Origin of the sequence: Saccharothrix hoggarensis (genome assembly GCF_042678885.1) — a bacterium.
GTDB classification, from domain to species: Bacteria; Actinomycetota; Actinomycetes; order Mycobacteriales; family Pseudonocardiaceae; genus Actinosynnema; species Actinosynnema hoggarensis.
On record NZ_JBHTLK010000277.1, the window covers coordinates 1 to 8,279 of the forward strand.

At 74.2% G+C, this 8,279-nt stretch carries 7 protein-coding genes; 3 read left to right on the forward strand and 4 right to left on the reverse strand.

The features are described 5' to 3' along the window. Nucleotides 1-854: PucR family transcriptional regulator (locus tag ACFQ3T_RS31990; RefSeq protein ID WP_380729087.1), on the reverse strand; the 854-nt coding region annotated here is incomplete at its 3' end. 118 nt (nucleotides 855-972) lie between these two features. Between ACFQ3T_RS31990 and ACFQ3T_RS31995 the strand changes: the two genes are divergently transcribed. After that, nucleotides 973-2,487 carry an alpha/beta hydrolase gene (locus ACFQ3T_RS31995; RefSeq protein ID WP_380729089.1) on the forward strand — a complete coding sequence of 505 codons (1,515 nt, stop codon included), beginning with the start codon at nucleotides 973-975 and terminating at the stop codon, nucleotides 2,485-2,487. Between the two features lie 202 nt (nucleotides 2,488-2,689). After that, nucleotides 2,690-3,469, forward strand: a complete 780-nt coding sequence (locus ACFQ3T_RS32000) for a mechanosensitive ion channel family protein (protein ID WP_380729091.1) — start codon at nucleotides 2,690-2,692, stop codon at nucleotides 3,467-3,469. A 117-nt stretch (nucleotides 3,470-3,586) separates the two neighbouring features. On the opposite strand, the gene ACFQ3T_RS32005 is transcribed toward ACFQ3T_RS32000, so the two are convergent. Further along, entirely contained in the window at nucleotides 3,587-4,834 is a 1,248-nt protein-coding gene (locus ACFQ3T_RS32005; RefSeq protein WP_380729093.1) for a phytase, read from the reverse strand. 213 nt (nucleotides 4,835-5,047) lie between these two features. Here ACFQ3T_RS32005 and pnuC point away from each other — a divergent pair, with 213 nt between their 5' ends. Further along, nucleotides 5,048-5,677 (forward strand): nicotinamide riboside transporter PnuC, encoded by a 630-nt coding sequence (pnuC, locus tag ACFQ3T_RS32010; protein WP_380729095.1) that lies wholly within the window; start codon nucleotides 5,048-5,050, stop codon nucleotides 5,675-5,677. A gap of 10 nt (nucleotides 5,678-5,687) precedes the next feature. On the opposite strand, the gene ACFQ3T_RS32015 is transcribed toward pnuC, so the two are convergent. Both ACFQ3T_RS32015 and ACFQ3T_RS32020 read right to left on the reverse strand, forming a co-directional pair. After that, on the reverse strand, nucleotides 5,688-6,920 hold the full coding sequence (locus ACFQ3T_RS32015) for an ABC transporter substrate-binding protein (protein ID WP_380729097.1): 1,233 nt from the start codon (nucleotides 6,918-6,920) through the stop codon (nucleotides 5,688-5,690). After that, nucleotides 6,917-8,279: substrate-binding domain-containing protein (locus tag ACFQ3T_RS32020; RefSeq protein WP_380729098.1), on the reverse strand; the 1,363-nt coding region annotated here is incomplete at its 5' end. The genes ACFQ3T_RS32020 and ACFQ3T_RS32015, both read right to left, overlap by 4 nt.

Sequence of the window (8,279 nt, forward strand, 5' to 3'; positions counted from 1 at the left end):
CGCGGCGCGGCGGGCCACCCGACGACCGCGCGCAGCCCCGACAGCGCGTCGCTGGCGCTGCGGTGCGCCTCGGCCAGGCTCGTCACGGTCGGGCCGGCCACCACCGGACCGGGGCCGAACGCGTCCGAGACCCGGACCAGCGAGTCGCTCCGCTCGGTCTCCCCGCCCAGCACCACGACCAGCCGCGAGCCCTGCACGCTCAGCAGCACCGGCCGGCCGATCCGCGCGGCCCGGCTGCGCACCTCGAACACCACCGCGGGCGGGTCGTCCGACGGCGGGTTGCCCACCAGCACCGTCGCCTCCGCCGCCGGGTCCCAGCCCAGCGCGGTGGCCCGCGACAGCAACGACTCCTCCGCGTCGCCACGCACGATCCCGTCGACGACCAGCGCCTCCAGCCGGGCGTCCCACGCGCCGCGCGCCTCGGCCGCCGCCGCGTACGACGTCGCCGCGGAGAACGCGATCTCCCGGCCGTACCGCAGCACGCCCTCGCTGAGCAGGGCGCGCTCGGCGTCGTTCTCGGCCAGCTGGGGGAGCTGCTGCTCGAACAGCTCCAACGCGATCCGCACCAGCTCCACGGTCTGCCGCAGGCTCACCCACCGCGAGATGTCCTTCGGCGCGGACCGGAACGCCTCGGCCGTCAGCCGGATCGCCTGCTGCGGGTCGGTCAGCCAGGACACGAACCCGGCGACCCCGTTCTGGATGAGCAGCAGCACGCCCGCCCGCTGGTCGGCCGGCATCCGCCGGAACCACGGCAGGCGCTCCTCCATCTCGGCGACGCTCGCCGCGGCCAGGTCGCCCGACGCCCGTCGCAGCGTTCGCAAGGTGGCCCGCGACAGCGCGGCCGAGCTGGTCATACCGCCAACGATCGCACGGGCCCGACCGGCGGACACCAACGAGTGACACAACCTGACGCTCCGCGCCGGCCGTCCTACGGTCGGTGGCGGTCCGGACCGGCTCGTCGGGAGGGTGCACGTGCGCAGGTACATGTCAGTCGGCCTGGTGGTGGCCGCCGTGCTCGCGACGGGGGCCGCGCCGTCGTTCGGCACGGCCCGCAGCGACCCGCTCGCGGAGTTCCACCGCCAGCAGCTCACGTGGACGGCGTGCGAGGACGGGCTGGAGTGCGCGGAACTCGTGCTGCCGCTGGACTACGCGCGGCCGGCGGCCGACCGGATCTCGCTCGTCGTCAGCCGCAAGAAGGCGGCGGACCCGACGCGCCGGCGCGGCATCCTGGTGCTCAACCCCGGCGGGCCCGGAGGGTCCGGGCTCGGCATGCCGACGTTCCTGGCCGGCACCGAGGTGGCCAAGGTGTACGACCTGATCGGGTTCGACCCGCGCGGCGTGGGCGGGTCGACCGCGCTGACGTGCCACACCGTGCCGCTCGACGTGGCCACGGTCGACACCCGACCGGATGATTCCGAGTTCCCGAAGTGGGCCGCCGAGGCGCGGGCCGTGGAGGACGCCTGCCAGCGCGCGGCCGGCGGCATCCGGCCGTACATCAACTCCGCCAACACCGCCCGCGACCTCGACGTGGTGCGGGCCGTGCTCGGCGAGGAGAAGCTGAACTACTTCGGCTACTCCTACGGGACGTACCTGGGCGCGGTGTACGGCAGCCTGTTCCCACAGCGGTTGGACCGCAGCGTGCTCGACTCGTCCGTGCACCCGGAGTGGATCTGGCGCGAGCAGTTCCGGGCGCAGGCGGTGGCGCTGCGGCGCAACGTCGAGACGTGGGCGGTGTGGGTCGCGCAGCGGCACGACCGGTTCCGGCTCGGCACGACCGCGGCCGAGGTGGTGGCGTCCGTCGAGCGGGTGGCCGCCGCGCTGGCGGCCGCGCCCGTGGCGGGCCAGACCAGGACGTCGTTCGACTTCGCCGTGGGCGTGGGGGCCCGTTACCGTCCACTGTGGTCCGACACGGCGGTCTCGGTGGCGGAGCTGGGCGCGGGCAAGCCGTCCGAGATCGCCGCGGCCCTGGCCCGGTCGGTGGAGGACGACCTGGTGTCGGGCGTGTTCAACACGGTGACGTGCGAGGTCGACTGGCCCACGGACGTGGAGACCTACTTCGAGGACATGCGCGTCTTCCGCGACCGCTACCCGTACGGCTTCGGCGTCCTCCGGGCGGCCCCGACGACCTGCGCGTTCCGCACGTTCACGCCGCCCGAGCCCGCCGTGGCGCTCAAGCGCGAGGGGTACCCGGTCGGGGTCGTGGTGCAGGCCGAGGGCGACACGCAGACGCAGTACGAGAGCGGCCCGGCGATGGCGAAGCGGCTCGGGCACAACCTGGTCACCGTGCTGGACGAGGGCAAGCACGGCCTCTACGGCGGCGGCAACGCCTGCGTGGACCGGGCCGTCGACCGGTACCTGGTGGACGGCGTGCTGCCGGCCAGCAGCTCGACGTGCCCCGGCGACCCCCGGCCCGACCCCGCCGCCGCGACGTCCGCCGAGCACGTGCGGACCTACCTGGCCGGACGGGGCCTCGCCGCCCGCTCCTGACCCCCGCGGAACGCGAAAACGCCCGGCGCGACGAGCGCGCCGGGCGTTTCCCTCTCCCCGGTCCCCACCGGTGATTCCACTCTGGACTGTCCACGCCGGAATCGCCACGGCAGTCACCCTTTCGTGCCACCACTTCAGGTTGCCGGGTGATGCGCACTGCGAAACGATCTCGACCACAAGCGAAATGCGAAGGAGGGTCGTCGTGGGCTCCCAGATCACCGAAGGACTCGGACAGGCGTGGGCGATGGTGGCCACGTTCGTGCCGAAGCTCCTCGGCTTCCTGCTGGTTCTGCTGATCGGTTGGCTGATCGCCAAAGCCCTGTCCAAGGCGGTCGGGTTCCTGCTCAAGAGGGTCGGCTTCGACCGGCTCGTGGAGCGCTCCGGCCTCGGCGGCGCGCGGTCCCCGATCGACGCCTCCAACCTCATCGTCAAGATCGTGTACTACTTCGTGCTGCTGATCGCCCTGCAGCTCGCGTTCGGCGTGTTCGGCACCGGCAACGCGGTGAGCGCCCTGCTCAACGACGTCATCGCCTACCTGCCGCGGATCGTCGTGGCGATCATCCTGGTGCTGGTCGCGGCCGCCATCGGCAAGGCGCTGAAGGGACTGGTCACCGGCGCCCTCGGCGACCGCCCGTACACCAGGGTCCTCGGCAACATCACGTACGGCTTCATCGTCGCGCTCGGTGTCATCGCGGCGCTGAACCAGCTCGGCATCGCCGTCGCGGTGACCATGCCGGTACTGATCGCGGTCCTCGCCACGATCGCCGGCGTGATCGTGATCGGCGTCGGCGGCGGCCTGGTCCGCCCGATGCAGCAGCGCTGGGAGGGCTGGCTGAACAAGCTCCAGGAGGAGTCCGCGAACATCGCGCCCGCCCCGCGGCGCGCGCAGGAGCCCGTGACGGCGTCCGCCCGCGGCGCCAGGCAGGCGTCCACGATGGACCCGCCGACCCCGCCCGCGGGCATGCCCAGGCCGCCTGCCTGAGCGTCGACCACCCGACGGCCCGCGACACCCAGCGACACCGTCGACGCTCCGAACGCCGGGAGGCCCCGCCCGTGGACTCGAACCCACGGGCGGGGCCTCCCGGCGTCAGGCGTCGGTTCAGTCCAGCTCGTCCAACACGTCTTCCCAGCTCACGTACGCGAACCCGGTCGTCGCCAGGTCGCCCGCGGCGGGCGTGCGCTCGCCGTCGTGCACGACCAGCAGCCCTTCCGGGTAGTCCGGGCCGAGGTCGGCCGTGACGACGTGCGCGCCGTCCGAGTGCTCGACCGAGTCGTTGCCCCGGCCCGCGCCCACCACGAACTCGCCGACGTACTCGTTGCCGTCCGTCCGCTCGTAGGCGACGAACCGCGAGTCGCCCTGGCTGGACGCGATCAGGTAGTCGTCGCCGATGGTGAGGCCCTCGGCGTCCGCGGTGAGGTGCCGGCCGCCGAAGCCGGGGTCCGCGCCGGAGGTGGAGCACTCCTCGGTCTCCGGGTCGTAGGCCTGGGGCACGCCGAACGAGCGGACCTTGTCGACCAGCACGGGCGTGCCGAAGCCGGTGGCGCGCAGCGGGATGCGCCAGATGCCGACGTCCTCCTGCGCCGCGTACAGCACGCGGTGCTCGGAGTCGACCACCATGCCCTCCAGCTGCGGGCGCTCGCCCGGCTCGCCGCACGGCGTCCACGTGCCGCCGTCGGGCAGCCGGAACGACGACGGCAGGTCCACAGTGGACACGACGGTCGTGCCGACGGACCCGGCCGGTCCGGGCGCCACGTGCAGCAGCGCCACGCGGGTCTCGTTGCGGCGGTTGGCCACCACGACCGGCGTGCGGCCGACGAACCCGGTCGCCAGCCCGTAGGCGGTGCGCTGCTCGTCCACGTCCTCCTCCGAGGCGGAGAACACGGGCCGCGCGCCGGGGTCGGTGACGTCCCGGACCACGGCCGCGCCCGCCGCCGCGCCGCGCGCGTCGAGCTCGTAGACCCGGATGCGGTCGCGGCCCCGGTCGCTGACGAACGCCAGGTCGCGGGTCCGGCCGCCGACCGTCGTCCGGCCGAGCACGTCCACGTTGTTGTAGCGGCCGGGCTTGGCGTCCGGCGTGGGCGCGGCGGGCGCCGGGTACGTGCCGAGCGTCCGGCCCGCGAGGTCGAACGCGGCGAGCCCGCCCTCCTTCAGCGTGCCGAGCACGACGCTCTGCCGGGCCGAGCGCGGGTGCACCCAGATGGCCGGGTCGTCCGCGTCGGCGTTCGCCGGCGTGCCGGTGGCGTCGTCCACGAACGCGCGGGTCTGGGTGACCGGCACGACCTGGTCGGGTCCGGGCGCCGAGGCGATCAGCAGCGGCGCCAGCGCGGCGATGAGCAAGATTCGCATTCAGCGGAAGCTAGTGCGCCGCGGTGTACGGCGGCTGAAGTCGGGATGACGCCTGCCCGGCGATGCGGCCGAACGCGTGCACCTGTGCCGTTCGTCACCTCCGGAACAGGGCGGTGCGCGACGATGTTCGACGCCACAGAGAGACCTGCGCTCCGGCGCGCGCGACGTCGGCCGCCCGTGCCCCGGACCAGCCGGTCGGGGATGGAGGACGCGGTGCACGTCTTGATGCAGCAGGGCTTCACGGTGTTCGGGCAGAAGGTGAGCTGGGCCGAGTTCATCGGCCAGGTCTTCGCGCTCGTGGTGGTCTACTTAGCGCACAAGCGCTCGCTCTGGACGTGGCCCGTCCAGCTGGTCTCGGTCGCGCTGCTGTTCGTGGTCTACGTGTCGGCGCAGCTCGGCGGCACGGCCGCGCGGCAGGTGGTGATCGCGCTGATCACCCTCTACGGCTGGTGGGCGTGGACCCGTCGCCGCGACCCGGTGTTCGGCGTCGTCGTCCGCAAGGGCACGGTGAAGGAACGCGTCGCGGTCGTCGCCGCGTTCGTGCTCGGCACGGTCGGCTTCGCGCTCGCGCTCGACGCGCTGGACGCCTCCCGCGCGCCGTGGCCCGACGCCGCGATCTTCGTCGGCACGGTCCTCGCGTTCACCCTCCAGGGCTTCGGCCTGGTGGAGTTCTGGCTGGTCTGGCTCGTGGTCGACGCGATCGGCGTGCCGTTGCAGATCCGGGCGGGGCTGTGGTTCAGCGCGCTCGTCTACACGATCTTCGCCGTCCTGGTGGTGCGGGGCTGGATCGACTGGAACCGCGCCGCGAAGCGTGCCGCGACGGCGGCGAAGACCCCGCTCTGAACCGCTCCCGCTAACGTCCGCCGGCGGCTCTCGCCAGGTCCTCCGCGAGCAGGTCCAGCGACCCGTCGACGGCCTCCGGGTTCTGCAGCGCGTGGTGCAGGTTCTCCTGCATCACGCTGGTCAGCTCGTCGTAGTGGGCGGACGTGGGCCGGGTCCGCGCGCCGGCCAGGCTCTCGCGCAGCGGTCCGAGCCGCGCCGACAGGCCCGGTTCGCGGTACAGCGAGGTGGACGTCGGCAGGAACCCGGCGCGCTCGAACATCACCCGCTGGTTCTCGTCGCCGGTGACGAACTCGATGAAGTCGCGGGCCGTCTGCTGGTGCGCCGAGCACCGGGACACGGCCAGGTTCCAGCCGCCCAACGCGCTGGGGCCCGGCAACGGCGCCGCGGCCCACTTGCCCGCCACCGGCGAGCCCGGCCCGGCCAGCACCGGCCCGGCGTACGGCCAGTTCCGCAGGAACAGCGCCCGGCCGGCCTGGAACTCGGCCAGGGACTGGCTCTCCTCGTACGCCAGCGCCTCGCGCGGTACCCAGCCCTCCGCGATGCCGTCCGCCAGCGCCCGCACGCCGGCCTTCGTCTCGGGCGCGGCCGGGCGTTCCAGGTCGCCGCCGTGCGCCCAGATCGATTCGGCCACGTTCACGACCAGGCCCTCGTACCGCCGGAGCTGTCCCACGTAGCCCTGCAGGCCGCGGCCCGGCGCGAACTCGGTCGCCTGCCGCCTCAGCTCGGCCCACGTCGTCGGCGGGTCGACGCCCTCCTCGGCGAGCACGTCCGCGCGGTAGTAGAGCAGGCCGACGTCGGTGCGCCACGGTATGGCCCACATCCGCCCGTCGACGTGCGACTTCGCCGCCTCGACCGCCCGTGGCAGCATCCGGTCGACGCCGAACTCGGCCGAGTCCAGCGGCTCCAGGTGCCCGGCCGCGGCGAACTCGGCGGTCCACACCATGTCCACGGCCATCACGTCGAAGCAGTCCGCGCTGTCGCGCACGCCCGCCAGGTCCTGGGCGCGCGCGGTCAGCTGGGCGCGGTGAGCGTCGGTGGACGCGGGCATCTGCAGGAACGTCACCTGCTCGCGCAGGGTGGCCCGCTCGTTCCAGCGCTCCACCATCTCGGCGACCTGTCCGCCCGCCGAGGTGTCGCGGCCGTCCACGAACGTGATCGGTCCCCGCCCGAGCCTCGCCTCGTCCTCCACGGGTGTCGTGCAGGCCGCCAGGAGCAGCACCAGCGGCACGAGAACGCGGATCACGTCAGCCCTCCCCAAGCAGCGCGCGCTATGTCGTCCAGAGCGCGTTCCTGGCCCTCAGATGCCCCTGAGCCGTTCGTCGTGGTGATCTCCCGGCAAGGGCCGCCGTGGGCCGCCGCGGCGGCGGAGAGGGCCGTTGAGCCCGCGCACGCCCCGTTCCCGAAGCCGACGGCCACCACCCGGACCGGACCGCTGCCGTCGAACCCGACCGGCGGGATCGCCGCCGCGGCCGCGAGCACCACCACGTTGGCCCCGCTCCCGACGCCCGCCTCCACCACGCCCTGGACCAACGGCAGGTCGATCACCCGGTCGCGGGGACCGGCCAGCCGTCGCACGGCGGTCGCGAACAGGTTCGCGTCGGACGAACCGTCACCGGCCACCGCGATCACCCGCGGCCGGGCCGCCGCCTCCCACGCCGAGCGCACGGCCGCCGCGTCCGGCTCCACCGGCAGCGTCCGCGGCCGGTCGAGCCGCACACCCGGCCGCGCGCCGACGTTCCACGCCACGTCGCGGAAGCCCTCCCGCTTGAACTCCTCCTGCGTCGACGGCGACAGCAGGTGGTCGAGGAACCTGTCCACGATCCGCGCCCGCCGCGGGTTCGGCCGCTTCGGCCGCTCCACTTCCACGAACGGGTGGTCCAGCACCAGCGCGCCGTCCCGCGGGTAGAGCACGCGGCACCCGTCGGTCGTCACCACGGCCTTCTCCGACCCGACCAGGGCCACGTCGCCGACGCACGGCTCGTCGGACGTCGTGCGCCGGGTGATCCCGTGCAGCGCGCGCGGCACGCCCGGCGCGGTCAGGTCCAGCCCGCCCAGCTCGGCGTGCGCCAACGCGGCCGCCGCGGCGACCCCGGCCCCCGACGACGTGTCCACCTCGGCCGGCCGCCGCACGTCCCGCCAGTGGAAGTCGCCGGCCAGCTCGGCGAGCCGCGCGGACAGCTCCTCCGACACGCCCAGCACCACCGGCGTCACCGCGACCCCCGCGCGGGGGTGCAGCGCCACGTCCTGGCGCTGCCACAGCGCCGCCTGGACGGCGCGGACCTCGGCTGTGGAGTCCGGCAGCCAGACGTGCGGCTCGGCGCCCACGGCGGTCAGGTCACCGGGTTGCCAGCCCCGCCCCAGCGCGGCCGCCGCGGCCTCGGCCGACGGGCCGGTGTACACGAGCGTGTCCAGTTCCTTGCAGCCCAACGGGTTGTGCCGGCGCGAGTCGTCCTCGAACTCCAGCGCGAGCCGCCGCACGAGGGCGTCCTTCTCGGCCGACACCAGCACGTTCAGCTGGACCGGGGGAGGGCAGGGCGGCGCGGCGGGCGGCGCGGCGCCGACGGCGTTCGTGACGCCGGCGAACGCCAGCGGCACCGCCAGC

Bases quoted from the DNA above. Each gene is read 5' to 3' on its own strand.
- ACFQ3T_RS32005 (WP_380729093.1), bottom strand. From the start codon at position 4,834: ATGCGAATCTTGCTCATCGCCGCGCTGGCGCCGCTGCTGATCGCCTCG.